This window comes from Legionella pneumophila subsp. fraseri, from assembly GCF_000586315.1.
GTDB classification, from domain to species: domain Bacteria; phylum Pseudomonadota; class Gammaproteobacteria; order Legionellales; family Legionellaceae; genus Legionella; species Legionella pneumophila_B.
In genome coordinates, this window is sequence record NZ_KK074226.1 from 83,596 (window position 1) to 109,160 (window position 25,565).

The following is a 25,565-nucleotide window of genomic DNA, read 5'->3' on the forward strand; positions in this document are numbered from 1 at the left end:
TTTCAATATACAAATCCTTTCTATCTGATGCCTACCCAACTTAACTGCCCGCTTCGGCACTTTTTCCTTTAAAACGATTATTCACCAATCGCTTTGTTCAATAATTCTTTGTATTGTTCGAATGTAAAAAGAACAGGATTGGAAGCTGCTGCTGCATCCTCAGTGGCCATTTTTGCTAATCGGTCTACCTGCGAATGATCAATACCTAAGTGACTTAAGGTGTTTTCGATTCCCAATTCCAATCTCATTTGCTCTATCCAATCCAAGAAACCATCAAATCCATTGGATATTGACAAATAACTTGCCAACCGCTCTATCTTGTTTTCAATTTCACTACGATTAGCCAATAAAACATAGGGCATCAAAATCGCATTAAGCCGCCCATGATGGACATCATAGATTGCGCCTAATGGATGAGCCAAAGCATGCATCGCTCCAAGACCGCGCTGAAAAGCGGTAGCTCCCATTGCTGAAGCAACGAGCATATGGGTTCTTGCCTCCAGGTCACCACCGTCCTTATAAGCCCTAATTAAATTCTCCCTGATTAATCTTATTCCTTCCAAGGCAATACTTTCTGCCATAGGATGATAATACGGGGCACAATACGCTTCAAGACAATGGGAAAGTGCATCCATACCTGTAGCTGCAGTAAGTGATTTGGGAAGTCCAACTGTTAATTCTGGATCCAGAATAACCATGGCAGGCAACATCTTAGGATGAAAAATAATTTTTTTAACCTGTTTTTCAGTATCGGTAATTACAGAAGCTCGCCCTACCTCTGAACCAGTTCCTGCTGTTGTTGGAATGGCAAGAACTGGAGCCATGGCTGAAACATTCACGCGGGTCCAATTATCACCTGCGTCTTCAAAATCCCACAAAGATCGCTCCTGGCCAACCATTAAAGCAATGGCTTTGGCGGCATCCAAAGCCGAACCACCTCCGAAAGCAATCACACCATCATGTTGGCCAGCTTTAAAAGCATAAACTCCATTCATGACATTGTCACCGGTGGGATTTGTTTTAATTTGGCAAAATAATCCTGTTCGCAAACCGGATGTCTGAGCCTGTTGTATGATTTTACTCACCATTGACGACGAAGCCAATCCTGGGTCTGTAACTAACAAAGGAGCATCCATACCCAACTCACGACATGCTTTCACTAATTCATTGATTCGTCCAGCCCCGACAAGGATTCGTGTCGGGTAATTCCAATTGACAATGAATGATTGGTTTTTCATGTGTGATCTTCCTTTAATTTGAAAAAGACCATTGTAACTGATAGCGAGTACCTTTTTGCATGAAAGATTAGTCTTTTTTATAATTTCATTTTTGATCTTTGAGACACAAGTAATCGTATGTATCAGGCTTTAAGTCTCAATTCCAGTTCTAATATGAAATGATTTGGGGCGCGTTAAATACTCATAGCCTATGGTAGATAAAGTGCACCCCCTGCCCGATTTTTTTACTCCTGTCCAAGCCAAACCCGGATCAAGATAGTCACAACGATTGATAAAAAAAGTACCCGTTTGTAATTGCTCGCCAATCGCTATTCCTTGATGAATATCCTGAGTAAAGACAACAGCTGTCAAGCCATAGTCACTGTCATTCATCCTTTCGATTGCCTCTTCATCACTATCAACCGACATGATCCCTACGACTGGACCAAACGTTTCTTCTGTCATAATTCGCATGCGATGGTTAACATTGGTTAAGATTTGCGGTGCAAGATAGGGTGTACCAGGCCTATCCATTGCAAAATCCAGGGTATTTATATGAGCTATTGCCCCTTGGGCTATCGCTTCTTTGATTTGCTCTCTGACAAAGTCAGCTGATGCAGCGCGTACGAGTGGACCAAGAGTGGTTTCAGGGTTATCAGGTCGTCCCAATTTATATTGTCTAACCAAATTAACCGCTTTATTAACAAATTTTTCGTATATCTCTTTATGAACATAAATCCTTTCTATACCACAACAGGATTGACCTGAATTAAAAAATGCACCATCTATGACTGTTTCTACCGCATGATCCAAATCAGCATCTGCCCTGATATAAGCCGGGTCTTTTCCACCTAATTCCAAATTCACCGGAATAAAACGCCCTGCTACTGCCTGTTCTACTCTTTCACCGCCGGCAACTGAACCTGTGAACGCTACAGAATTAACCACTGGTGATCGCATCAGTTGTTCCGTATCTTCATGCGTCAAATGCAAATATTGAAAAACCCCCATAGGTAAACCTGCTTTTTTGAATGCTTGATCGAAACGTTCAGCTACTAATGGCGTTTGCGCAGAATGCTTCAAAATCACAACATTACCCGCCATAAGTGCAGGAATAATCGCATTGACCGCTGTGAGATAGGGGTAATTCCATGGTGCTATAACCAACACAAGTCCTAACGGCTCTCGTTTGATGTATCTTATAAATCCTTCTTTTTCAGGTAATTCCACAGAAGCCAGTGATGATTCGGCCTGTGCAATCATATATCTTGCTCTCTCTTCAAACCCATTGATTTCACCCTCTGCATAGCGAATTGGTCTTCCCATTTGCCAACAAATTTCTTCTGCAATGTCTACTTTGCTAGCGACTATTTCATTGACAGCAGCCAAACAATACTCCTGGCGTTCGGCCAGAGAAGACAAAGACCACAATTTTTTTGCTACTTGTGCTTTGCTTAAAACAGTTTTTATCTCTTCTTGATTCGCATACTCTCTCTCAACATAAAGAGAGTTATCGACAGGAGAATAGGTTTTTAAGGTAGCAATCATTTTTAATCCATAAGTTTTATAAAATCCGTCGTTTCAATTAAATAATTTCAAAATACCTGTCGAGTTCCCAATCAGTAATATGTTTTCTAAACTCTCTCTCTTCCCATTCTCTTGAAGCAGCAAAATGCTCAACAAATTCTTGACCAAATAATTCATAAGCAGCGGAAGAGTTTTTTAAATTTTGTGCCGATTCCCATAATGTGCGAGGCAACGCCAATACCGGACTATGATTTTGCTCGTAGGAATTCCCTTTTACCTCAGCCTCAGGCTCCAACTCATTCTCAATGCCATATAAACCCGACCCTATGGCAGCAGCCAACGCAAGATATGGGTTTGCATCTGCAGAACCCAGCCGATATTCAATACGCTGTGACTTATCACTGCCTGGAATCACTCGTAAAGCAGTGGTGCGGTTCTCGACACCCCATGTTGCCTCTGTTGGGGCCCAATAGCCGGGAATTAGTCTGGAATAGCTATTCACAGTCGGGGATAACATGGCTAAAAATTCAGGCATCAATTTTTGTTGCCCGGCTAAAAAATGGCGTTGAGCTTTGCTCATGTTATATTCTCTGCCCGATTCATAAAATGCAGATTTGCCGCCATCTCTATCTCGTAAAGACAGATGAATATGACCACTTTGCCCAGGGTAATCTCCTGACCATTTAGCCATAAAAGTTGCCATTTTATTATTGCGTTGCGCGAGAATTTTCATAAATGTTTTAAACAAGGCTGCTTTATCTCCCGCTGCCTCAGCCTCATCAACGGCTATTGCGGCCTCAAGGACTCCCGGGCCTGTTTCGGTATGCAAACCTTCAATAGGGAAATCCATTTTTTCTGCCATAGTGAGAATTTGATGATAAAATTCAGCATGTACCGTATTACGAATAATCGAGTAGCCAAAATTATCAGGAGTAATAGGCTTCAGGTTACGAAATCCTTTCGCACGCACGCTGTCAGGCGTTTCATCAAATACAAAAAATTCATATTCTAATGCAGCATAAACATCATACCCCATGCCCGCTGCTTTATTGATTACGCGACGCAAGATCCCGCGAGGGCAAATGGCTTCTGCTGCTTGTGAAAACTCAGCCATAAACAGCAACTGATTTTCTTCAAATATTATTTCTCGACAAGTTGAAGGAATAATTCGCACTGAGGCGTCAGGATAACCTGTATGCCAACCAGTATATTTCACATTATCATAGAGCTTATCTTTAGAATCCCATCCTAAAATGACATCACAAAAAGCAAAACCATGCTCCAAAGCTGAAAAAAACTTGTTACTGCTCATGTACTTGCCCAGCATCACTCCATCGATATCAAAAAGACCAACCTTAACATGAGTCAATTGTCTTTCTTCCACGATGCGTTTTGCATCTTCTATGGTTCTGATCTCTCTTGGGTTTAGCATGGCATATCCTTATGTCGTTCTGTCAATGTAAGCTTTTTTACCTCTCAATGCCTAATTATGATGAAGACGACACTGAGACAATAACCCATTTTGAATCCAGTTTTTTAAATAAGACGCTGCTTTCATTCCAACTTCTTCAGCAGGCATCCACTGGCATAAGCCCTCACAAAGTACTCCAAAGGAGGCTCCTTGAATCAGAGCGTCTAAAGCCCAGGCCTCTTCTTCTGACAAACTGTAATATTGAATGATATAATTTTGACCTCGCCATAACACCCAGCCAGTAGCAACAGAACCCTCTTTCAATTCTGGAATCTCAAGGTTATTGACCAGGGCTTGCCACAATGGAAAAACATTCCAATAAAAATTAAGCCTATGGACTGACGAATGAAGCACAAACCCCATTTCAGCCCAAGACTCAGGTGGCACTGCTGCCATTTCTTCTACATGAAGCACCGCATCCTCTGCTGCATCGAAGGCTAAAGTCATTTTCCATTCCAGTTCAGCCAGTTCATACAAATAATAGCAAGACTTTGCATAGTACTTTTTTATCAATTCAGGCAATTTATCACCATACCATCGGATTGAACGATAAGCAGATGGGTAAGAATCAATATAACGAGTACTTAACTTTTCAAATTCCTCAGTACCTAAATACGCATATAAAGAAGGGTAATTTGCTGCCAAACATTCAATTAATCTCAATCGATAACCGTCTTTATAAATATTCAAACGAGTTTCTGTTGAAACCAACTTTGTTGGCACTATGGATTCTTTAATTGAGTCCTGTCCGGAATAAATGAATTCTTGAAATTGGGTTTGTAAGGTCAGGAGGGAATTCATACGACTACCTTTTCTTTCGCAGCTTGTATGGCAAGGCGTTTTGCATGATTAATTTCACATAAAAGCTCGCTAAAATCTGGCATGTTATCATCACGCTCAATCATAGTAGATACAGGGCCAAGCCTCTGTATGGTTGCCTCATAAAGATCCCAGACTGGCTCAATTACAGGAGCATTGTGGGTGTCTATAATGTAATCACCGTGATTAGTGTGGCCCGCCAAATGGATTTGAGCTACTCTTCCAAACGGCATGGAATTAATATAATCCATGGGATCGAAATGATGATTGAATGAACTGACATAAACATTGTTAACATCCAACAACAAATAACAACCCGATTGTTTTACTATTTCCAGAATAAAATCCCATTCTGACATTTCTGACTGTTTGTAGGTAAGATAGCTTGATACATTTTCAATCAAAAAAGGACGTTTTAAGAAATCTTGTATTTCTTGAATACGGGATACGATGTGCTGAATAGCTTCTCTTGTATAGGGAACCGGTAATAAATCATGTGTATTTAATCCATGAACGCCAGTCCAGCATAAATGATCTGAAATCCAGGCTGGTTCAATACGGGAGGCTAATTCTTGTACCTGCTTTAAATAATCCCAATCCAACGGATCAGTACTTCCCAGGGAAAGAGAAACACCGTGCATGACAATAGGATAGTGTTCGCGAATTTTGTCCAGATAATAGAGAGGCTTGCCCCCGGGAATTAAATAATTTTCAGTTAATATTTCAAACCAATCCAAATCAGGTTTGCTCGTCAGGATTTCTTCATAATAATTTGGCCGTAATCCTAGACCAAAACCTAAATAGGGTAATTTTTGAGCTAATTTATTGGGGAGTACTTCCATATCAGACCATAAAAAAGAATGGGAACCAGGCATGTTTTTCTACATGCCTGGTAAGATGCGACTGAAATAATTGCTATTACTCAGCAACAGTACCACCTTGTTTTTCGCAATCTTCTTTAGACATCTCAAGAATGCCTTTGCCTTTGCAAGAATTTTGACCTTTGCAAGCGTTATCAGCAGTTTTACAGCTGCCTTGACCTTTACAAGCATTAACCCCTTTACAGTGAATAGTGGTAGCTGTAGCATCAACAGCAAATGCAGGAGCCAAAGCAAACATAGAAGCAGCACCAACTGCTAAAGCAGCGCCTGTTAATTGTAATTTATTCATAGCAATTCCCTTTAATAAAATGAAAAAGATTATAAACCCGGCAAATCTGAATTATTTTGCCAATAGCATTTTAGGAATCAATAATCAAAAAAGTCAAGATTATCCAAACCGATAAATAATTATTTTTTCAAATAGTTAAGTAAATATATTTGAGCACACCACAAGTTTCTGAAAATACTTTACATCATCAAAACCCGGTCATTAAACCAAACAGGCTCAGCGTCTAATGGAATCAATTTGAAATTTTGTAGATTCTGGATCATCAGATTCAATTCATGCCCAACTGTTTCAACTAAAGCTGATTTTTAGGGTACTAACCACTTTTGCTCAGAATATTAAATTAAGTACTATTCTTAGGATTTATCAATCCAAATTTACCTTTTGAAGATAGTTAGGTATCTTACAATTCCACCCCAATTCCGTTTCAATATGTCCCTTTAATCCCAATGCCGCTTGAGGCTCGCCATGGGTAATAAAGACCTCCTTTGGGGCCTTCTCAAAATGCCTTAGCCAAATTAATATTTCCTCATAATCTGCATGAGCGGAGGTATTGGTTAGCATCGCTACCTGAGCTCTGACTGGGTAATCATCGCCATGGATTTTAACGGTCGGTTCGTGATTTAACATTTTTTCACCTCTCGTGCCAGCAGCCTGGAATCCGGTCAAAAGGATAGTGTTTGCAGAATCAGGAGCATATACCTTCAAATGATGCAAAACCCTGCCTCCGGTCATCATACCACTTGCGGAAATAATAATTTTTGAGCCATGTTCCCAGTCCACTGCCATTGACTCATCAGGAGTATGGACATAAGTCGCTATTTGGCAGACAGCTCGGCACTCCTCTGCACTTAAGCGATGCTCGTTGTGATGTTTTAATAATAATTCAGTGGCATTAATAGCCATAGGGCTATCGAGATAGACTGGAACATCCGGAATTAATTTTTTTTGTTTTAAAATATACAAATAGTACAACATACTTTGTGCTCTACCGACTGCAAAAGCAGGAATTAGTACTGTCCCCCCTCTTCTGCAAGTCGTATTAACTACGTCAGCTATAAACGCTAAAGGATCGGTTTTATCATGCAAGCGATTCCCATAGGTTGATTCAATCACCAAATAATCGGTAGATTTCATTAACTCGGAAGGCTTCATAACAGGATCATTGAGTCTTCCAATATCACCACTAAATAATAACTTGATTTGCTTTGTTTGAAATTGAATAAATGCAGACCCTAATATATGCCCTGCCCTATGCCAACTCACTTCACAATCATCCATTAAAGGATAGGTTGTGTCATATTCTATAGATTCAAAATACTTTAAAGTATTATTTGCATCTTCCTGAGTATATAAAGGTAAAGCCGGATGATGCTTGCTGTATCCGTATTTATTGGCTCTTTTGGCATCCTCCTCATGCAAAAAACCACTATCAGGCAATAAGATAGAACATAAATCGGTTGTTGCAGCAGTTGCATAGATGCGCCCCTTAAAGCCTTGTTTCACCAATAATGGCAAATAACCGCTATGATCAATATGTGCGTGGGTCAAAACAACAGCATCTATCGATTTGGGAGATACGGGAAGAGGGGACCAGTTTCTAAGCCTTAATTCTTTTAATCCTTGGAAAAGTCCGCAATCTACCAAAATCTTTTTGTTATTTGATTCTACCAAATATTTGGAACCGGTCACTGTGCCGGTAGCGCCTAAAAAGGACAATCTCATAATAATACCTTGTTGTATATCATTCGCAGTACTGTAATGAATAACACCACCTATTGCCAATTTATTTTAAGTCATTTGCAGTTTCAAATTGTCAATCTTTATTCCGCCCATTCTTTTGCGCTTACGGGGTGGACACTTTTATAAAACTGTTTTTTAAATTTTTTATCCACTTGTCTCGATTCTCTTTAGTCATATCCGATTTTTTAATTGCATAATGAAGTACATAAATTCCATCCTTGCCTTTGGTAATTTTCAAGATTTCGTCTTGTTGCAGATTAGCAGGCTCTTGAACTTTAAATTCAAAAATGAGTAGTTCGGGTTTTTCCTCAATGACATTGACAATATATTTTACCCCTGATTGATTCAGGTTATATAAAAATTCATTGCCAAACTGCGCTGGTGTCATGTGAGTTAAACCTGGCATAAATTGTGTGGTAATCAACTCTTTCCAGTTATTAATGTCATCTCCAACAGGAATATACTCAACGGTAACTACCTTATCCGTTTTCTTTCCCCACGCGATCTTCCATGGTCGGTCATCAAAACGGACTATTTGCTTCTCATAATTGATAACTTGTGAATCAGTTGAAGAATCTGTCAAAGGAACAACACTGCAATAGAGTTCTCCTTGATAGGTTACAAATTCCACACATTTAGGATTATTTTCTTTATTGACTTTGATTAAGCCTTCTGGAAGAGATGGGCTATAAGGCTTTGCATAGCAAATAACCGAGCCTAGCAACCCAAGACATAAGCCAATAAAATAGTTCATGCTCTTAATCCAAAAAGTGGATACTATTTAATTGTAGACGTTCGAATCCATAACCTACAATTTTCATTAGATATACTGGTATATAATTATATATAAGAGAGCTAATAAGGAGATTGCCATGAATGGTTGCAAAATCAGCCCTGTTGGTCTAGGTCTTTCATTAGGAATTCTGTGGGGGTTATCGTTATTAGCCATGGGATTAATCGCCTATTTTTATACCTATGGCAGGCCCTTTGTTGAAGCAGTTGCCACCTTATACCTTGGTTATGAACCTTCTGTCCTGGGAAGCTTCATTGGAGGTGTCATTGGCTTTATTGATGGGTTCGTCACAGGATTTCTTATCGCCTGGCTTTACAATTGTTTTAGTTGTTGTTCTTGTTGCCGAGGCAAAGAAAATAAAAAAGAATAAGCCTGCTAATAATGAGAGGTCATGGGGTCAATGACGTTAAAATCAACGTCATTGACAAGAGCAATTATTTATGGGCGAATAATAATACGGTTCTCTACTGACTGAACCCCTTGGACTTGTCTGGCAATTTGTTCGGCGATATCGCTCTGGCGAATTTTTTTCACATAACCACTTAATATCACCACATTTTGATTGGATTCCACATGAATTTGATTGATCACAGGATCATTACTTTCCATTAGCGAATCCTTTACCGACTGAGCCAAAGTCATACCTGATGGATTAGACGGAATAAACATGTTACTCACAGTATTGGTCTGACAACCTGCTGTAAACAAAATCAAAAACACAATGATTACACTGGATAAACATTTTAGCATCACAACCTCCAAGATAGAGTGGATTTATTTACACTGCATTAAAAGAACCCAATAATAGCACAACTCCCCGTATTTCTATAGTCAAGCCCCTGCCTATAAAGCATCGTTTGCCAAGAGAAACTTAAGTCTTTTCAAACGATAACTCAGATTAAATTGTCATTTATGGAATGCTGCTATACTATTTTTTATAAATCAAACACCTACAGGACGCAAGGTATGAAAAAAACAACCGAAAAACCTATCAACAAAACAAAAGAAATGCCTGCATCCTCAAAAAAAGAAATCCTAAATCCACTGGAACAAACACCTTCTCCTGAACAATCCGATCCCATTTTCAGATTCATTGATAAGTTATATCAAGCTAACCTGGGAAAGTTAACTGCTGGTATAAGTCCTGCTGCGCTAGGTACAGCCTATTACTCCTGGTTTGCTCAATTGCTACAATCACCTGGTTCAATGCTACGACTGGCTTATTATCCGCTGTTGCATGCCAACGATTATCTTTCCAACCTTTTCAAGTATGACAAGCCCAGAGATGGCAAAGACGTACGTTTTCATACAGAAAACTGGAGTTATTATCCCTGGCGGCTTTGGGCTGAGCAATTTCTCCAATTTGAAGATTGGTGTTTACAAGCCTCAAGCAAAGTTCCAGGTATACCACTTCATGTCAAAAGAACAGTAACCTTTTCCACCAGACAGATTCTTGACGCCTTGTCACCTTCCAATTTTGTTTTGACTAATCCTGATTTGCTTCAGGAAACAATTCGTTCGAACGGCCAAAATTTAATTCACGGAACAGAGCTTGCCTTTCAGGATTTTGTAGAAAAGATAACCGGCTCACCTCCTGCGGGAGTCGAGAATTTTATCCCGGGGAAACAAGTTGCTGTAACAAAGGGGAAAGTCGTTTATAGCAATCATTTAATTGAATTAATCCAGTACACACCCCAAACAGAAAAGGTATACAAAGAACCGATCTTGATTTTACCCGCCTGGATCATGAAATATTATATCCTGGATTTGCTGCCGGAAAACTCTTTAGTAAACTGGCTGGTTAGACAGGGACATACCGTATTTATTGTATCTTGGCGCAATCCAACAAAAGAAGATAGAAATCTTGGACTGGATGATTATTATAAGTCGGGCGCTATGGATGCCATAAATGCAGTGAGCAATGCCATTCCACATACCAAAATCCATTTAATGGGTTATTGTCTTGGGGGCACCCTGGCTCTGTTAACCGCAGCAGCGATGGCTCATGATCACGATAACCGTCTTAGAACATTATCCTTGCTCGCTGCTCAAGGCGATTTTATTGATGCCGGAGAGCTACTGCTCTTTATAACCAAAAGTGAAGTATCCTTTTTAAAAAGTATGATGTGGGAGCAAGGATATCTGGACACAAAACAAATGTCAGGAACTTTTCAAATGCTCCGTTCGTACGATTTGATTTGGTCTAAAATGGTTCAGGATTACATGCACGGGACTCAAAGAGGGATGATCCCTTTACTGGCATGGAACGCCGACGCAACCCGTATGCCATACAAAATGCATAGTGAATACCTGGAAAAACTGTTCCTTAATAATGATTTTGCCGAAGGCCGATTTATTCTGGACGGAAAACCTGTCGTAGGAGAAAATATTAGGATACCTGCTTTTGTTGTAAGTACAGAAAAAGATCACGTAGCCCCCTGGAAATCAGTGTATAAAACCCATTTGTTAATCAATTCCGATATTACTTTTGTCTTGACTAATGGGGGTCATAACGCTGGAATTGTCAGCGAACCGGGGCATGAGGGACGTTATTATCGTATTCGGGAAAGAAAAATGGATTCAACCTATCTTGACCCAACAAACTGGCTAAAAAAGGCTGAATTAAGAGAAGGATCCTGGTGGATTGCCTGGCACGATTGGTTAGTTAATCACTCATCCCAAAAACAGGTGTCTGCGCCCAAACTGGACAAAAATTTGCCCAATGCTCCTGGAAAATATGTATTACAAAAATAAAGGAATTAGTAATGAATAATGAATTTCTTGAAAATGTCACTTATGAAGAACTGACTATAGGGCGCAAGGCCAGCTTAAACCGTACATTAACTCAGGATGATATTAATTTATTTGCTGCAATGTCTGGAGACATCAATCCCTCTCATGTCGATCCTCAATTTGCTAAAAGCGATGTATTCCATGGTGTAGTCGGACATGGTATGTGGTCAGGAGCTCTAATTTCTACCTTGTTGGGCACTGCCCTTCCCGGGCCTGGAACTATCTATCTTGAACAAGATATTCAATTTATAACTCCTGTCCGCATTGGAGATAATCTTACAATTACCATCATTGTTCGTGACAAACATCCAGGCAAATCGATTGTTCATTTCGACTGTATGGGGGTGAATCAAAAAGGAGAAACAGTAATTAAAGGCCTTGCCAAAGTCATTGCCCCGACTAAAAAAATGAAGGTACCCCGAACTGTTTTGCCTCTGGTGCAAATCCATCACAATGATCACTTTAATAAAATCATTGAAGCCTGCAGTAACTTGCCCTCAATCAAAACAGCAGTGGTTCATCCCGTCACTGCCAATGTCCTGGAAGCAGTTTATGACTCAGTCAAGGCCGGTTTAATTACTCCTGTATTAATAGGTCCTATGGCAAAAATCAAATGTGCCGCAAGTGAGGCTAAAATCGATTTATCCGATTGGGAAATGATTGATACAGAACACAGTGATGCTGCTGCTTTTAAAGCAGTTGAATTAGCGGCATCCGGGAAAGTGGATTCTATCATGAAAGGCGCCCTGCATACTGATGAGTTAATGTCTGCAGTGGTACCTGTCACTTCTGGACTAAGAACCAAATACCGCATCAGTCACGCCTATGTTATGGATGTTCCAACTTACCATAAACCTTTAATCATTACCGACGCAGCCATTAATATAGCCCCAAACGCAGCGGATAAGGCAGATATATGTCAAAATGCAATCAATCTCTGGCGTATTTTATATGGAGAAGAAATAAAACCCAAGGTAGCTATCCTTGCGGCCGTTGAGATGGTAAATCCAAAGATGCAGGCAACAGTTGATGCCGCTGTCCTGTGTAAAATGGCTGACAGAGGTCAGATAATCGATGGCATACTGGATGGTCCCCTCGCCTTTGATAATGCCATCAATAAACAAGCCAGTAAGGAAAAAAACATTATCTCTCCTGTAGCCGGTGATGCCGACATTTTGCTCGTACCGGACATTGAATCAGGAAATATGCTAGCCAAACAACTCACTTTTCTCGGACATGCTGACGCAGCAGGAATAGTTCTCGGAGCAAGAGTCCCTATCATTCTGGCCAGCAGGGCTGATTCCTTAAGAACACGTTTGTTGTCGTGTGCAGTAGCAACCAAGATTGCAGCGGCCCGTAAAGCAGGCAAAATAAAATGAGGCATTCTGCACTGTTAATTATCAATTCAGGCTCCTCAAGTGTTAAATTTCAAGTATTCTCCAATACAGAGAAACTTGATCTTCTCGCCAAAGGCAAAATTATTAATATTGGAGGAGAACCATCTTTTACCGCAGTTAACGAAACATCGGAGCACCAGAGAACTCTAATCACTTTGGAAAAGGACATGACGTATGAGCAAGCCATTTATCTTATACTGGACTGGATTAGCCAACAGCAGCAAAACTGGGAAATTCATGCTGTCGCCCATCGGGTCGTTCATGGCGGAGAATATTTCACTCAAAGTGTCCTGGTTACTCCGCAAATCATCAGCCAATTGGAAACACTGAATTCTCTCGCGCCCCTACACCAGCCTCATAATTTGGCTGCCATAAAAATCATTGGTCGGATTAAGCCAGAATTACCTCAGATTGCATGCTTTGATACCGCCTTTCATGCTCAACATACTCCATTATTTACTACTTGTGCTTTGCCCGAATATTTAAGACAACAAGGAATTAGGCGTTATGGATTTCATGGCCTTTCCTATGAATGGATTTCTCTCGTTCTCAAAAAAGACTACCCTGATTTGGCTAACAATCGAATTATTATTGCCCATTTAGGCAATGGCGCCAGCTTGTGCGCTATAAATAGGGGAATCAGTATAGACACCACCATGAGTTTGACAGCGCTGGATGGTTTACCAATGGGAACTCGTTGTGGCAGTTTGGATCCTGGGGCTGTTATTTACATGATGAGAGAATTGAATCTTCCGCCAGGTAAGGTAGAGGAAATACTTTATAACGAATCCGGCTTGCTTGGTTTATCAGGAAAAACCAATAATGTGCTGGAATTACAATCCAGCCCTGATAAAAATGCTCAATTTGCTTTGGAGTATTTTTGCCTGAAAACAGCTCAATTTATTGGAATGATGGCCATTTCGCTAGGTGGAGTAGATGGTATTGTATTCACAGGAGGAATAGGGGAAAATTCAGAACCGATTAGAGCAAATATCCTCAAGAGGCTAGAGTGCTTACACCCTTTTTCTGTTATCGTTATTCCTGCGAATGAAGAAAAAATGATGGCTATGCATACCTTGACAGCCCTCAGGACGTAAAAGCGTATTTTTTACTGGCATAGGTAATGAGTATAAAAAATGGATAAAGACTACTATAAAATCATGGGAGTCAGTCAGGATGCTTCTGAAAAAGACATCAAAATGGCTTACCGAAAATTAGCCCGCAAATATCACCCCGATATTAGTAAAGAACCAGATGCTGAAGAACGATTTAAAGAAATGGCAGAGGCCTATGAAGTACTGAAAGACCCTAAAAAAAGAGCCGAATATGATCAATATCTGAAATACAAAGAATTCAATCCCCAAAGCGATGGATTTACCGGGCGAAGAGCTCAAGAACAACCCTTTCAGGAATTTCATTTTGACAGCGATTTTTTTGAAACCTTGTTTGGACATTCGCGCTATCAACAGCAACCGATGACTGGTCAAAACTATCATGGCAAAATCACTATCAGTCTGGAGGAAGCTTACCATGGAGCTGTTAAAAACTTACAAGTTCCTGTTGAACAAGGCACAGAGACTAAAATACAGACCCTGAAAGTTAAAATCCCTGCAGGAGTTAAATCAGGACAACAAATTCGCTTGGCAGGACAAGGAGGCAGTGGAAGCGGAGGAGGGGCTCGCGGCGACCTGTATCTAACAGTCGAGGTGATAAAACATCCCATATTTGATGTCATGGAGAATGATATTTATCTCACATTACCTATCACACCGTGGGAAGCTGCTTTAGGAGCTACGGTTGTCATACCAACCCTGGCAGGAAAAATCGATTTAAAAATCCCTCCGGGCTCACAAGGCGGGCAAAAACTCAGAATTAAAAATCGCGGATTACCAGGTTCACCCCCTGGTAATCAATATGTTCTATTAAAAATTATTACCCCCCCTGCTCAAACTGAAGAAGCAAAAGCTTTATATAAAAAAATGGCGGAGGTAATGCCTTACAACCCTCGTAAGACTATGGGAGTATAAGCATGAGCAAAAACAATCTTTTAATTGGCATGCTTATCGAAGAAACCACAACGATTTCTTTTATTGAAGTATGCCAAAAGTATCATATTCCTGAAGAATTATTCATTGAAATGATCGAACAAGGTTTGTTTCCAGATCAACCGTCTGATCCTGAAAAAATTGCATTAGGCCACAAGGAATTGCGTCGCCTTGAATCCGCCTTTCGATTACATAGAGATTTAGGCATTAACCTGCCTGGAGTCGCTTTAGCTCTTGATTTACTGGAAAAAATTGATCAAATGCATCATGAGCTTGAAATTTTACGCAAGCATTTTTAGGCATCAGAATCTTTAGGATTATAATCAGGTATCTCTTTAGGACGATAACCTTTAATCGTTCTAAAAAACTCGATAATGTACTGAAAATCCTTTTTAATATCTCCTGTGGTCCAAAAAGGTTCATGGATACGGATTTCTTTAGTGGAATAATCAGGCCCCACCATCACTATAGGAATACCTGCTTGCCGAGCAATATGATAAAATCCCTCTTTCCATCTGGTCACCGGACTTCGGGTACCTTCAGGAGCCAGGCCCAGCTTTAATTCATCGCGTTGGCGAAACAACTCTACAACTTTCTCAACCCTGTTCCCCTTTTTAGAACGATCAACCGGAGTGCCTCCAACTGCACGCAAAAAATAGCTCAAAGGGAAAAAAAATAACTGATGTTTCGCTAAAAAATTGATTTTAACCCCAACAACAAAACGGGCACACAGGCAAATGACAAAGTCCCAATTGCTGGTATGCGGAGCAACAATCACAATATATTTTTTTTCATTCGGTAATTCACCAACTATCTTCCAACCGATTAATTTAAAAATAAAACGACATATTTTTTGCATGACAAAAATCCATTTTTGTTTTAACCAAAGTATACTTGATTTTGATATCTATTTAGAAGAAATTGTTATTTCACATGATCAAGGTACAATATCCCTTTTTTCGAAACCACTTACCCTATGCTCTATCATGATCCATTGATTTCAGAACACACCATGAAATGGGTGCGGACATTCATTATCAATTACACGATTTGCCCTTTTGCAAAAGGCCCCGTAAACAAAGGCACTTTAAGAATAATTACTTCAGATACCCTCAAAAAACACCAGGCACTTAAAGATTTAATCACTGAAATTCAATTTCTGGAAGCAAACCCTGCTGTTGAAACGACTCTGCTTATTTTTGCTCGAGCATTTAAAGACTTTTTTTCTTATCTGGATTTCATAAGCCTTGCTGAACAATTAATGCAAAACTTAAATTATGAAGGGATATACCAACTCGCTACTTTCCACCCGGATTATTATTTTGCTGATACTTCTCCAGATGACGTTGCCAACTACACTAATCGTTCCCCTTATCCCATGATCCATTTATTAAGGGAAGACAGCCTGGACAAAGCAATCGCGGCGTATGGCGATACCCACACTATACCAGAAAAAAATATAGCAACTATGAATGAGCTTGGTTTAGAAAAAATGAAACGGTTATTGGCTTCCATTTCTATACCCTAGTATACAACAGGACTTCTGAAAAAGACCTTGCTTTATAATTCATTCTTATAAATGACCCCATCTTTCATAATCAATTTAAGGTTTTCATCCGGGCGGAGCAGAACATTTAAATTGACTAAAGGATTACCATCTACTACTAACAGATCAGCATAAGCTCCTTCGCTTATGACGCCAAGTTTTCCCTTTTGCATTAATAATTCCGCATTGACAACGGTAGCTGAACGAATGATATTGGCTGCTGAATCAAGCTCCTTGCGCATTTCAAATTCTCTTAACTGATCTCTCTGTGCCTCAGGACCCCACAAATCTGTACCAAAAGCAATAGGAATCTTATATTTTAAGGCATATTCATAAACCTTTTTGCCTTTTTCAATAGTATTTTTCAAATTGGCTACAATAGCTTCAGACAACCGGTTTTGTTCAGCACTTTCAATTCTTTGCACCAATGAAATAAATGTCGGATCGTAAAACACACCACTTTCCGACATTAATTCTACAGTTGATTCGCTTACAAAATTAGCGTGTTCAATGGAACGCACACCCGATTTAATACACTTTCTTACTGATTCATCGCTATAAGCATGAGCCATAACATAAGTATTTCTTGCTCGTGCCTCTTCAACAATAGTCGATAACTCCTCCTCGGAATATTCATACAGTGTTGGATTGCTAAGGGAAGGGAAAACAACCCCGCCTGAAGCAAATACTTTTAATTGTGTTGCTCCTTTCCTTAACTCTTCTCGAGCAGCCTTTCTCACTTCATCAACCCCATCTGCAATAACCGACATCGTCGAGAAAGAACCAACATGCCCACAAGGATCAATCTGTTCATTGGGTTTTCTAAAGTCAGCTCCTCCACCCGTTTGAGTTAATGCCCTCCCGGAATAAAATAATCGAGGCCCTGGAATACTCTTATTATCCAGTAATTGTGCTATTCTAAAATCAGCGCCTCCAGCTTCTCGTAAAGTCGTAAAACCATAAAACAAGCTGTTTTTAAGATAAGTAGCGGCAGCCAAAAATATCTCTGCTTCGGAATAGAAGATATTTTTTGGGCTTAGGGTCAATCCGGTAACATGAGCGTGAGCATCGATTAAACCAGGCATTAATGTCTTACCTTTGACATCAATAACTCGCATTCCTTCGAGAGGTTGAAGCGGTGTTTGCGACACCTGGGAAATCAAATCATTCTGTACCATAACATCAAAATTTTTTTGAATCTCTGTAGACTCTCCCAAAATAACATTGGCATTTTTAAAAAGAATTGAGTTCATTTTAATCTCGAATTCATTAATCTAACTTACTCTATTTATAGTCTATTTTGGCAACTCCGACTCGCTCTCATTTTCCTTTACCCTACTATTTCAAAAGTATTTAATTTAACAGGACCCCATAGAAAATTAATAAAACCCGAGTCCACATTATTGAAATAATGTACTAATATTTATCATATAGAACTTATTATAAGGTGCATCATGAACACACAAGATCCGGCACTTTCGATCTCAAATCCACGGTTATTATCAGCAATCTATTTTGGCTTGTTATCGGTCGTTGGCACGATACTGATCAATGCATTCCTCACTTCGATTGGAATTGAAGAAATTATTCCGGTCTATCAATCGGTCATTCTTGGCATGGTTGTAGCTTCCTGCACCGGGGCCATTTTTGGGGAAGCCATCGTTCACTGTAAAAAACCATATAAAAGAAAAACCTTTTGGCTAGGATTCAGTATGGTCATAGCCTCACTGCCTGTCTTTGATCTCGGCCTTGTCTTCTTGATGTCAGAAGCGAATGCCAAGCTTTTTGAAGTAACCGATCTAGGCAGCATGGTTTTGTTCTATCTAGTTATTTTGGCCTATAGTTATGTGCTTTTTGGAATTTTGCTGGCTGTTGCATCCGGACTAGCTGCTATGTATTTAAGAGGGCAATTAGTATACGATATCCTGCATACCCAAACCCGACGTCAACAAAAACAGAAGCATGTATTGGCAAAAAATAAATCAGAAGGACCTGCCCATAAAGTTCACCGATGAACTTAAGTCAGATGAGCTTTATAATCTATTGTCTCAAGGAGCAGTCGTTATTACTCCTAACAATAGATTAAGCGGAACCATCCTTCAGAATTACTTCACTTATTGTTCCAGAAAAACAATTACCAAGCCAATATGCTTGCCTTTTAATACATTTATAGTTAACTCTTTTGAACAACTCAAATTCCAAAAACCAGACCTGGAACATCCCATACTTTTAAACTCGGCACAATGCCAACATTTATGGCGAAAACTAATTAAATCTCATCCTTCTATCATTTACACGGAAGGGTTGCTTAAAACAATAATGCAAGCATGGGAATACTGTGAGCAATGGCAACTTACACCTGAAGCGCCTGCTTTTCACTACACGCCGCAAACACAACAATTTCAACAATGGTGGCAATCTTTTAATAAAATACTTAAAGAAATTTCTGCCATCCATCAGCATCAATTAATTCCCTACTTGCTTGATTCCAATTATCAAGGGCTTGTAAAAACCGTTGTCTGGTTGTGCTTTGATGACTTTAATCCACAACAATTATCCCTGCAAAATTATTTGAACGCGCAGGGGGTAATTCAATATGGTTATGATTTAGAAGAAAACCAGGAGACTCCGGAGGTTTTCTCAGCTAAAGACAAAAAAACAGAATACCAGGAGTTGATGACTTGGTTGGAGAAGAAAATTCAACAAGGAAAAAAGCAAATCGGGGTTGTTGTGCCTAATCTTGAACAAGAATCATCGGTTTTGCAACGAATTTTACGCGACTGCTTTGAACCCAATTTATTTAATATTTCTTTAGGCAAACCACTAAGCGCATTTCACTTGATCTCTCATGCCCTCATTTGGCTGAGTCTTGATCACAATCTCTTAAATAATCATCAAGCAGCTTTGCTGCTCCAATCACCCTACCTTGGCAAGGCAAAAGATGAGTTTCTTCAAAGATCGGATTACTTACAAGAAAGCAAGTTGTTGCAAGACCAATCTTTTCCCACAAAATTATTTATTGAGGACATTGCCTACCACACGCCTAAACTGGCTGAATTGTTAAAAAACATGAATTTTTATCCGGAAAAAACTACCCTGGATGAGTGGATTGAGTTATTTCAGGAGAGGTTAAATGGCATTGGTTTTCCTGGAGATTATGTTTTGAACTCAGAGGATTATCAATGCTTTAATCGCTTTACAATGATTTTTGACGAATTCAGACAATTAAGTCTCATAAGCAGCTATTTGACTAAAAAAGAGGCATTTGAAGCATTAAAACAACTCATAGACAACACTATTTTTCAACCACAAAAAAGCAATTCACCAATTCAAATTTTGGGATTGTTAGAGGCATCAGGTTGCGAGTTTGACAGCCTTTGGGTAATGGGATTGAGTGATCGATGTTTACCTCAACAAACACGTTTATCGCCCTTTATCCCATTTGAATTACAACGTGAACTGGGCATGCCTCACAGTATCCCGGCAAGAGAGCTCCAATATGCCAAGCAAATTTTGCAAAGACTGCAACGAGGCAGTGTGGAAACCGTTTTTAGTTATCCACAATTTGAAGATGACACGCCTAATTTACCCTGCTCATTGATTACTCATTATCCTGCCTACCTCAGCCGGCCTGCTGACAATAAAACAAATGTTAAAAGTTGTTTGGTTCCTCTTGAAGAAAACTATGAAGTGCCTGTAAAACCTGATGAATCCATTTCTGGCGGAACCGGCTTACTAAGCAATCAGGCCAAATGCCCTTTTAAAGCATTAGCACAACACCGACTAAAGGCAAACCCTGTTCTAAAAACTACAGATGGAATGGATGACAAGGAAAAAGGTCAATTAATCCATAAGATACTGGAGTTACTCTGGCAAAGATTAGAAAATCAGGAACAATTAATTAAATTAAAACCCGCTGAACTTGAACGATTCATTGATCAAGCAATTCAAGGCGCTTTAAATCCGATTAGGCAACGACACTCCCAGGCTTTTCCTGACTTGGTTGCCAATGTTGAATATATGAGATTAAAACGAATTATCTTGTCTTATCTGGAATGGGAAAAGCAACGCCCTCCTTTTAAAATCACAGGCCTGGAAGAAAATCATTCGATCAATTTGGCTGGGCTCGATTTTAAAGTAAGAGTGGACAGACTGGATGAAGTAGGTAACAAACAATGGGTCATTGATTATAAAAGCACTCTCCCTGGCGGCAAACCATGGAATGAAGAAAGACCAATGGAGCCTCAATTGCTACTTTATGCGTTGCTTAACGAACAAATCAATACTTTGTTATTGATTCAATTAAAAACCGGAAAAATCAAGCTCAGCGGTTTTAGCGAAGAAAAATGGGAAACCAAAGAGATTAATACTTTGAAAGAGGATGAAAATTGGGAAGACTATCGACAACGCTGGCTAGAACAATTAACTCATTTAGCTGAAGAAATTAAGTCTGGCTATTGTCCGCCACGCCCTCAAAATCTGACCATTTGCCAACGCTGTGATTTTCAGAACTTATGCCGCTTCCAGGCTAAACAATAAACCAGTTTTAATTTATCGGGACTACTTATGCATCATTTAATTCTTGGTTATGGCTATTGCGGTTATTACCTGGCCCAAGAGCTTCTTGGGCATCATCAACAGGTAACCGTAGTATCACGACAATTAAAAAAGGAATTGGAACTTTCAAAACTACAGCATATAAGCCATGATCTCGAATACCCATTTCATTGGAGCGAGCCCGACTCCATTATCTACTATCTAATTCCCCCGCCTTCTCAAGGTACCTGCGATACTTTCTTACAACAGTTTTTAAATCAAAGTTCATTAAATGCAAAGAAAATTATTTACTTTGGTTCAAGTGGAGTCTATGGAAACCATCAAGGAGCCTGGGTTGACGAATTATCAGCTTGTATTATTGACTCCCCGCGTCAACAAAGACGATTGGATGCAGAACAACAATGGCTGGCCTATTGTCAGCAACACAATAAAGAGCTTTCCTTATTGCGTATTGCAGGCATCTACGGACCGAACAGAATCCCAGTCGATGCAGCCAAATCGAAAATTCCAATAATAAAACCAACTGAAGCCCCTTTTACCAATCATATTTTTGTCAAGGATTTGGCTTTAATAGCTTATTTGCTTGGCCAAAAGCAAACAACATCGGCTGTCTATAATGTTGCCGATGGCAACCCAACACATATGGGCGCACTACAACAAACGGTAGCAAACGCATTAGGAATCGAATCAGCATCCTATGAGTCCTTTGAGCAAGCCTGGGAAAAAGCAAGCCCTATGAAAAGAGAATTCATGCGAGCGTCCAAACGACTGAAGATTGACATGTTAAAAGCAGCATTAGGTGAAGATATTCAATTTACCAGTTTGTATGATGCAGTAAAACAGAGCTTATGATTTTCTGTTTTTGTAAAAAACTATTCTTGATAAGTTAAACTTTAATTTTCTTTAAAATATGGTATTATGCTGCCACATTGGTTATATATAATCCAATAATTCGTTATAAATCAATAGGATTTTAAATTTATAATTACAATTGAGGTAAACTATGCCTTCTTACAACAATGCCCGGCTCTTGGAAAAACGCTTGCAAAATTGTGATACACAATTAAATCAATTTTTTAATGGCCAGGAATTATCAATAAAGTTTCTCCAACAATTAAATCAAATCAAGTATTTTTATAATTCAGCTTTCAACAAGACCGAAAATGAAGACGATGGCCTCGAAGTCGTTGAGGAGTACGAAAATTTCATTTCGTTGGTCTCACAGGTAAAATCTGGGCAAGTTAATGCTGACAAAGCGTTTGAAACAATAAAAGATACGACAGAATCCAGGCAAGCAGACGTTATTATTGCTAATTTCTTTAAAGTTTGTGAACTCATGTTCTGGGCTACTGCAGCATTTTTTAGTTATGTAGCCTGTGTATCAGTAGGTATCCCCTTAACTTTTTGTGATCCTCTCTTGGGTATCGCAGTCTCCTTATCTACCTTTTTGATGGCAATTAGCACAGCAAGCAAATTTTTAGACTGTTTCGATGAGTTCCAATCATTAGATAAGATTAACGAGCATGATCAAAATCAAAAGGATACCGTACGGTTTTTCAGTAAAACGTCAAACTCCACTTCATCAGTACGCAATAAAGAAGCTGAAGTAGAAGAAAGCTCTCAAAGATTATATCCGAATTTACAAACCGTCTAAATTAATAAACAATACCACATCAGACCAAAGATTATTTTGGTCTGATGTTTTGGTTTGCTTTAAAGAGCATAATCAAAATTAAGGCAATACTGAGTCAACTCATATTTAAATGTTCTCTAAACAGCCGTTCCGATAGGAGGCTACTCTGTTACAAATTAATCTCTGAAATCTCTCTATTCATCCTTAATCACCAAATAAATCATAACGGCTAAAATAGTAATGAAGATATGAAAAGCTGTGGTAAGGGCTGAGTTGAGCGTGGGAGACATCCACATACCAAACCACTCTCCTCCTATGGACATAAAAATCACTTGCCAGGTTACAAAACCCAACGTAAGACCTCCAATAGCCCAGTTCTTGGAATGATTAAAAACAGAAGCACTTTCATTTCTTGCCTTAAACAATTTCCACGCACCAATTCCACAAAATATGGCGGTTAATAATTCCAGGATAACAATGATAATAAATGCAACATAATGCAGAACTGGACTAGTAATTGCTCGATAGGTGATGGTGGAATCAGGAAATATATCACTCATGGTTAATACTTTTACCACAGCAGGAAAATTGGCGGAATAATCAGTGATGTTTCCAAATGCCGTAAGTAAGCAAAAAAAGGAAACAGCAACAACAAGCAACACTTTTGAGAATCTGATAATCATCATTTCATCCTTTGAAACAAGTTAAAAAATATGTATCACCTAATTGATAAGAACGTTCGTGGAGAAGATGCTTATGTTCGTTTCTCACCAAGCCAGGTTCGCTTTCTTCAAGCTTCGCTAACCAAACCAATGAATCAAAAAATCTTAGCCCAAACCCTTACCTACTTTATCATCAACTACCCGTTCTCTTTGAGTATTTCTGGCAAAACGTAACAATAAATGATTCGCTCTGATCGTCGCCTCGTTCAGAGCTTCCTCCGGACTCATCAAATCTGCAAACATTGCCTCTAAAACTTCATCATTAATTCCACGAATTTGATTTTGCGGGCCCATGTGTTTATAAGGTTTCTCAGTTAAATTGTCCTCGAGATCTGTTCTGGCTAATAATAAAGCGGGATGTTGACTTGATTGCACAATATTAGTGTAAATTCCTTTTAACCCCAACGGCAAATAACCCGTATGCTCATGCCAGCGCTTTTGCACTTCAGGTTTTGCAATAAATGCAAAAAATCTGGCAATTCCTCGATATTGCTCTTCTGTTTGTCCTCCTACAGCCCATAGAGCAGCACCCCCTGCCACATTCGCATGTCTTATCGGACTGGCACCCGTATCCAAAGGCATTGTTGCAACACCCAAATGAAAAGGAACAAGGGCAGACAAACTATTATAAGCCCCCGATGATTGACTAAATAAAGGACAAACACTACTGGTAAATAAAATGGTAGCATCATCAACACGACCACCATAACGAAAATAATGCAGATCATGCCAGCGCTTTAGTCGTTGAAAATGAGCCATTAATTGGGGAGTATGGAAAGCAGCACGAGCAGGATTACCTTGAGTAATGGGCAACCCATGGATAGCAAGAAAAGATTCAAATAACACCCATCCAGGATAAGCCGTAGTATAAGTACAGTCATAACCGGCTTTTTTAATTTTTTCTGCCATTATTTCCATTGCTGACCAGGTTTGAGGGAAGTTATGCTTGCCATATCCCACCTTGGCTAAAATGTCAGCATTATAGTACAGAACTGGTGCCGAGAGATTAAAAGGCATCGCCATTAATTGCCCATCCCTGCTATAAAACTCACGCACTGATTGAATAAAATCACCTTTAGGCAAACTGATCCCCTGCTCACTCATCAACAAATCAACGGGTTTGATCACACCAGGGGGAGCTAACATAATTGAAGTGCCTACTTCAAAAATTTGAACTATTGATGGTGCTTGACGAGCTCTGAATGCAGCAGCAAAATTGGTAAGAGTTTCCGTATAATTTCCTTTGTAAATCGGTTTGACTCGATATTGATTCTGACTTTTATTAAAATCATCAGCAAGCAAACGGACTTCATCACCCAAATGCCCTGCCATCGCATGCCAAAAAACCAGCTCAACTGGTTTGGCCTGCACAGGAATGACACTCAGAAAAATTAACAAAAGCAAAAAGAGTATTTTCATTTTAACAAGTCTGGATAATCACTAAAGAGAGCATCTACACCCCAATCAAATAACTTTTTGGCCAAACGTTTACGGTTTACAATATAGGCACATACTACATAGCCTTGATCCTTAACTGCCTTCACTCGATCAGCGGTTAATATCTTTCTATTGAAATGTATTGAATAACACTCCAATTGTTTTGCCTTCTGTAACCAATCTTTATCCCACTCATGCAGCAAGAGCCCTAAAGGCATTTCTGGAGCAATACTGCGGCATAATACCAAAGCATCCCATTCAAAACAGGAAACGAGAGGTAATTCTTTATTTTGGGGCCAATGCCGATGTATATGACTTAGCACTGATACAGTAGTTTGCTCAACCGTTCCAGGATAAGGTTTTATTTCTATGTTCGCCTGGACATCGGAAAAAGATAACCACTTTAATACGTCAGTAAAGTGTGGAATCTTTTCTCCCTTATACTGCTTCGAATACCAAGAGCCAGCATCAAGACCACGGAGATAATCTGCCTCCACCAGTCCCACCTCTCCTTTTCCATTCGTGGTTCGTTTCAAATTGTCATCGTGAATGATAAAAGGTTCACCATCAAGGCTGCACATCACATCAAACTCAATGAAACGACAACCTAAAGACAATGCTTTATTAAAAGACGCCATCGTATTTTCTGGAGCATAACCCGATGCTCCCCGGTGACCGATAATTTTTTCAAGGATCAA

25 protein-coding genes are annotated in these 25,565 nt (G+C 39.5%); 11 read left to right on the top strand and 14 right to left on the bottom strand.

All coding sequences use genetic code 11. The features are described 5' to 3' along the window. Window positions 1–77 precede the first annotated feature (77 nt). From CC34_RS0112905 to CC34_RS0112940, 8 genes are all read right to left on the bottom strand, one after another. Window positions 78–1,238, bottom strand: coding sequence for an iron-containing alcohol dehydrogenase (locus CC34_RS0112905; protein ID WP_028379619.1), 1,161 nt, complete (start codon window positions 1,236–1,238; stop codon window positions 78–80). Window positions 1,239–1,367: 129 nt separating this feature from the next. Continuing rightward, a complete protein-coding gene (locus tag CC34_RS0112910; protein WP_027227292.1) occupies window positions 1,368–2,765 on the bottom strand; it encodes an aldehyde dehydrogenase family protein in 1,398 nt (465 codons plus the stop codon). Between the two features lie 37 nt (window positions 2,766–2,802). Further along, window positions 2,803–4,176 carry a glutamine synthetase family protein gene (locus tag CC34_RS0112915; RefSeq protein WP_028379620.1) on the bottom strand — a complete coding sequence of 458 codons (1,374 nt, stop codon included), beginning with the start codon at window positions 4,174–4,176 and terminating at the stop codon, window positions 2,803–2,805. Between the two features lie 51 nt (window positions 4,177–4,227). Further along, window positions 4,228–5,016, bottom strand: coding sequence for an HvfC/BufC N-terminal domain-containing protein (locus CC34_RS0112920; RefSeq protein WP_027227294.1), 789 nt, complete (start codon window positions 5,014–5,016; stop codon window positions 4,228–4,230). Further along, on the bottom strand, window positions 5,013–5,876 hold the full coding sequence (gene bufB, locus CC34_RS0112925) for an MNIO family bufferin maturase (RefSeq protein WP_027227295.1): 864 nt from the start codon (window positions 5,874–5,876) through the stop codon (window positions 5,013–5,015). Before bufB ends, CC34_RS0112920 begins: the two co-directional genes overlap by 4 nt. 76 nt (window positions 5,877–5,952) lie before the next feature. Continuing rightward, on the bottom strand, window positions 5,953–6,204 hold the full coding sequence (gene bufA2 / locus CC34_RS0112930; protein ID WP_010947964.1) for a BufA2 family periplasmic bufferin-type metallophore: 252 nt from the start codon (window positions 6,202–6,204) through the stop codon (window positions 5,953–5,955). Window positions 6,205–6,567: 363 nt separating this feature from the next. Then, window positions 6,568–7,926, bottom strand: coding sequence for an MBL fold metallo-hydrolase RNA specificity domain-containing protein (locus CC34_RS0112935; protein WP_028379621.1), 1,359 nt, complete (start codon window positions 7,924–7,926; stop codon window positions 6,568–6,570). 121 nt (window positions 7,927–8,047) lie between these two features. Next, window positions 8,048–8,698: an HI_0983 family protein gene (locus CC34_RS0112940; protein WP_027227297.1), complete on the bottom strand. Its 651-nt coding sequence runs from the start codon at window positions 8,696–8,698 to the stop codon at window positions 8,048–8,050. A gap of 118 nt (window positions 8,699–8,816) precedes the next feature. Here CC34_RS0112940 and CC34_RS0112945 point away from each other — a divergent pair, with 118 nt between their 5' ends. Further along, the gene (locus tag CC34_RS0112945; RefSeq protein WP_027227298.1) at window positions 8,817–9,107 is read left to right on the top strand and encodes a bacteriophage holin; all 291 of its coding nucleotides are present in this window, start codon (window positions 8,817–8,819) and stop codon (window positions 9,105–9,107) included. Between the two features lie 68 nt (window positions 9,108–9,175). Here CC34_RS0112945 and CC34_RS0112950 read toward each other — a convergent pair whose 3' ends face one another. Next, a complete protein-coding gene (locus CC34_RS0112950; RefSeq protein ID WP_027227299.1) occupies window positions 9,176–9,487 on the bottom strand; it encodes a BON domain-containing protein in 312 nt (103 codons plus the stop codon). A 216-nt stretch (window positions 9,488–9,703) separates the two neighbouring features. Here CC34_RS0112950 and CC34_RS0112955 point away from each other — a divergent pair, with 216 nt between their 5' ends. Genes CC34_RS0112955 through CC34_RS0112975 form a run of 5 tightly spaced genes read left to right on the top strand, consistent with a single transcriptional unit; the run spans window position 9,704 to window position 15,271 of the window. Then, on the top strand, window positions 9,704–11,491 hold the full coding sequence (locus CC34_RS0112955; RefSeq protein WP_028379622.1) for a PHA/PHB synthase family protein: 1,788 nt from the start codon (window positions 9,704–9,706) through the stop codon (window positions 11,489–11,491). 11 nt (window positions 11,492–11,502) lie between these two features. Further along, window positions 11,503–12,909, top strand: coding sequence for a bifunctional enoyl-CoA hydratase/phosphate acetyltransferase (locus CC34_RS0112960; protein ID WP_028377836.1), 1,407 nt, complete (start codon window positions 11,503–11,505; stop codon window positions 12,907–12,909). Then, a complete protein-coding gene (locus CC34_RS0112965; RefSeq protein WP_028377835.1) occupies window positions 12,906–14,024 on the top strand; it encodes an acetate/propionate family kinase in 1,119 nt (372 codons plus the stop codon). Before CC34_RS0112960 ends, CC34_RS0112965 begins: the two co-directional genes overlap by 4 nt. A 39-nt stretch (window positions 14,025–14,063) precedes the next feature. Next, the gene (locus CC34_RS0112970) at window positions 14,064–14,954 is read left to right on the top strand and encodes a DnaJ C-terminal domain-containing protein (RefSeq protein ID WP_028379623.1); all 891 of its coding nucleotides are present in this window, start codon (window positions 14,064–14,066) and stop codon (window positions 14,952–14,954) included. Between the two features lie 2 nt (window positions 14,955–14,956). Next, entirely contained in the window at window positions 14,957–15,271 is a 315-nt protein-coding gene (locus CC34_RS0112975) for a chaperone modulator CbpM (RefSeq protein ID WP_028377833.1), read from the top strand. On the opposite strand, the gene CC34_RS0112980 is transcribed toward CC34_RS0112975, so the two are convergent. Beyond that, a complete protein-coding gene (locus tag CC34_RS0112980) occupies window positions 15,268–15,831 on the bottom strand; it encodes a lysophospholipid acyltransferase family protein (RefSeq protein ID WP_011947124.1) in 564 nt (187 codons plus the stop codon). The two genes, CC34_RS0112975 and CC34_RS0112980, sit on opposite strands and share 4 nt — an antisense overlap. Window positions 15,832–15,948: 117 nt before the next feature. On the opposite strand from CC34_RS0112980, the gene CC34_RS0112985 reads away from it, so the two are divergent. Next, the gene (locus CC34_RS0112985; RefSeq protein WP_027265229.1) at window positions 15,949–16,500 is read left to right on the top strand and encodes a DUF1415 domain-containing protein; all 552 of its coding nucleotides are present in this window, start codon (window positions 15,949–15,951) and stop codon (window positions 16,498–16,500) included. A gap of 32 nt (window positions 16,501–16,532) precedes the next feature. Here CC34_RS0112985 and CC34_RS0112990 read toward each other — a convergent pair whose 3' ends face one another. Then, the gene (locus CC34_RS0112990) at window positions 16,533–17,771 is read right to left on the bottom strand and encodes a metal-dependent hydrolase family protein (protein ID WP_028377832.1); all 1,239 of its coding nucleotides are present in this window, start codon (window positions 17,769–17,771) and stop codon (window positions 16,533–16,535) included. Window positions 17,772–17,972: 201 nt separating this feature from the next. On the opposite strand from CC34_RS0112990, the gene CC34_RS0112995 reads away from it, so the two are divergent. From CC34_RS0112995 to CC34_RS0113010, 4 genes are all read left to right on the top strand, one after another. Beyond that, window positions 17,973–18,533 (top strand): hypothetical protein, encoded by a 561-nt coding sequence (locus CC34_RS0112995; protein ID WP_028377831.1) that lies wholly within the window; start codon window positions 17,973–17,975, stop codon window positions 18,531–18,533. Further along, the gene (locus tag CC34_RS0113000) at window positions 18,481–21,057 is read left to right on the top strand and encodes a PD-(D/E)XK nuclease family protein (protein ID WP_028379624.1); all 2,577 of its coding nucleotides are present in this window, start codon (window positions 18,481–18,483) and stop codon (window positions 21,055–21,057) included. Before CC34_RS0112995 ends, CC34_RS0113000 begins: the two co-directional genes overlap by 53 nt. Before the next feature lie 27 nt (window positions 21,058–21,084). Then, window positions 21,085–21,927: an SDR family oxidoreductase gene (locus tag CC34_RS0113005; RefSeq protein ID WP_028377829.1), complete on the top strand. Its 843-nt coding sequence runs from the start codon at window positions 21,085–21,087 to the stop codon at window positions 21,925–21,927. A 151-nt stretch (window positions 21,928–22,078) separates the two neighbouring features. After that, window positions 22,079–22,729: a lpg2271 family Dot/Icm T4SS effector gene (locus CC34_RS0113010; RefSeq protein ID WP_027265225.1), complete on the top strand. Its 651-nt coding sequence runs from the start codon at window positions 22,079–22,081 to the stop codon at window positions 22,727–22,729. A 173-nt stretch (window positions 22,730–22,902) separates the two neighbouring features. Here CC34_RS0113010 and CC34_RS0113015 read toward each other — a convergent pair whose 3' ends face one another. The 3 genes from CC34_RS0113015 to CC34_RS0113025 form a co-directional block, all read right to left on the bottom strand. Further along, window positions 22,903–23,391, bottom strand: coding sequence for a DUF2165 family protein (locus CC34_RS0113015; RefSeq protein ID WP_015444155.1), 489 nt, complete (start codon window positions 23,389–23,391; stop codon window positions 22,903–22,905). A 144-nt stretch (window positions 23,392–23,535) separates the two neighbouring features. Next, window positions 23,536–24,849, bottom strand: a complete 1,314-nt coding sequence (locus tag CC34_RS0113020; protein ID WP_028377828.1) for an extracellular solute-binding protein — start codon at window positions 24,847–24,849, stop codon at window positions 23,536–23,538. Next, the gene (locus tag CC34_RS0113025; protein ID WP_028379625.1) at window positions 24,846–25,565 is read right to left on the bottom strand and encodes a glycerophosphoryl diester phosphodiesterase; all 720 of its coding nucleotides are present in this window, start codon (window positions 25,563–25,565) and stop codon (window positions 24,846–24,848) included. Before CC34_RS0113025 ends, CC34_RS0113020 begins: the two co-directional genes overlap by 4 nt.